Here is a 1,055-nt window from a genome sequence, read left to right on the forward strand (position 1 = left end):
GGGCTTTGTTGCTTAATTCAGAGAAAAGGCATACCAGCCCATAATGCTTCATTTTTAAACAACATACTGAGTTTCAGGCATACCTAGCCCCGTAAGCTTGTTCAGCGCTTTGATCATTGCGTAAGTCTCGCCAACCTGAGCGTTGTAATTTCTTAGGCTTAATTTCCCACCTAACAACTGTTTCACTCGATGAATGGCTGTCTCTGATAGAGAGCGCTTATGATAACCATACCGCTTTTTCCACTTTTTGTTTGAGCCGTAGAGCTTCTGACAACCTACCGCCAAATTGCGAGGATGTCCTTGCTCCCAGAAAGCAGCCCCTTCTCGTGGCGGGATGAGCGGAACTGCTCGCTTGATTCGTATAGCTTCATGGCAGCTTCTTGTGTCATAAGCTCCATCACCTGATACTTCAATGATTTTACGACGTGTCTGCTTAAGTAAGTTGGGAAGCACTTCAGCATCGGTTACGTTAGAGAAACTCAGTTCTGCTGCGACTATTTCGTGAGTGCTGGTATCTACTGCAATATGCAGTTTACGCCAAACTCTACGCTTCCCGTCAGTACCATGCTTCTTAACCTTCCATTCACCTTCGCCATAAACCTTGAGACCAGTGGAATCAATGGCTAGATGTTGTATCGCTCCTCTGGTTTTAGTTTTAAATGAAACATCAACTTCCTTAGCTCGACGACTTATGCAGGTGTAATGCGGACAAAATAGCGGGATATTAGCCAGTTTAAATACGGAGTCTAGAAAACCTTGCAGCGCTCTCAATGGCATAGAGAATACTCGTTTCACCATTAATGCAGTCGTAATGGCTAAATCACTGAATTGGCGTGGTCTACCACGCTTGCCTTGTTTGCTTTGCTTCCACTCAGCTATCGCTTCCTCATCAACCCAAAAGGTCAGTGAACCACGATTAATTAAGGCTTTATTGTACTGCTTCCAGTTGGTTGTTTTGTAACGAGGTTTAGGCATTAGGCTACGACGATTAATGGATGTAGCCGATCAGATCGTAGCTTCTTGATTTAGTTCCATCGATTTAAGCAACAAAGCCA

At 44.3% G+C, this 1,055-nt stretch carries 1 protein-coding gene; it reads right to left on the reverse strand.

The genetic code is table 11. The annotated features are described in order from the left end of the window. Window positions 1-54: 54 nt before the first annotated feature. Window positions 55-975, reverse strand: a complete 921-nt coding sequence (locus tag ACQEXR_RS20235; protein WP_031944064.1) for an IS5 family transposase — start codon at window positions 973-975, stop codon at window positions 55-57. Window positions 976-1,055: the final 80 nt, after the last annotated feature.

It is taken from the genome of Vibrio sp. TRT 2004, from assembly GCF_050113735.1.
GTDB lineage: Bacteria > Pseudomonadota > Gammaproteobacteria > Enterobacterales > Vibrionaceae > Vibrio.